This is a genomic window from Frankia sp. AgKG'84/4 (genome assembly GCF_023242965.2).
In the GTDB taxonomy this organism is placed as follows: Bacteria; Actinomycetota; Actinomycetes; order Frankiales; family Frankiaceae; genus Frankia.
The window spans coordinates 1-685 of sequence record NZ_JALKFU020000639.1 but is presented as its reverse complement, the minus strand read 5'-3'; the positions used below and the strand labels follow the sequence as shown (position 1 = coordinate 685).

Sequence of the window (685 nt, the reverse complement as noted above, 5' to 3'; positions counted from 1 at the left end):
GCGCCGGGCCGCGAATGCTGAAATGGTGCGAACACCGCCACGGCCGCGGCGCCGCTCCGAGGACGGTCGGGCGGGGCCGGAGCCCGGCCGCGAACACGGCGGGGCCGGCCACAGGCGGTGCACGTCATCGCTGATCCGGCTGGCGGCGCAACCTCTGGCCAGCCTGACACGTCCGGACATGGGGAGGTCTCCGCCATGGGACGAAGGCCGATCATGCGCAGGCCGGAGGTGAGCCCGGCCGACGCGCCACGCGGTTACACCAGCCGGGGGGAGCTGACCATTGGGCCCGAGGACACGGGAGCGGACGGGGCCACCCCCCTCGACACCTCACCCGCCTCCGCCGCGTCCGGCAGCACCCGACGCAACGGTGTCGGCGGCGCCGAACCCGAGCGTGCTGGCCGCGACGGCGCCGCTCGTGGCGGCGCACCCGACGGCCCTGCGCCGCACGGGGAAGCACCGCAGGGGGACGCACCGCACGGGGACGCACCGCACGGGGACGCACCGCACCGCGAAGCCTCGGCCCGGCGCCTGGGAGAAGAGGACGCCATGGTGACCCCGACAGTCGTCGGACCCGGCGCAGCGGCAACCAAGGGCGTGGTCGCACCCGCCGCGGTCGTGCCGCCCGGCCACCTGGCTCCCGCCGGGGGCGTGGACGACGCGCCGGAGCCCGAGCTCGTGCCGGGCC

1 pseudogene is annotated in these 685 nt (G+C 77.2%); it reads left to right on the top strand.

The features are described from left to right. Window positions 1-195 precede the first annotated feature (195 nt). Window positions 196-685, top strand: a pseudogene (locus MXD58_RS24370) (hypothetical protein); the annotation flags it as partial.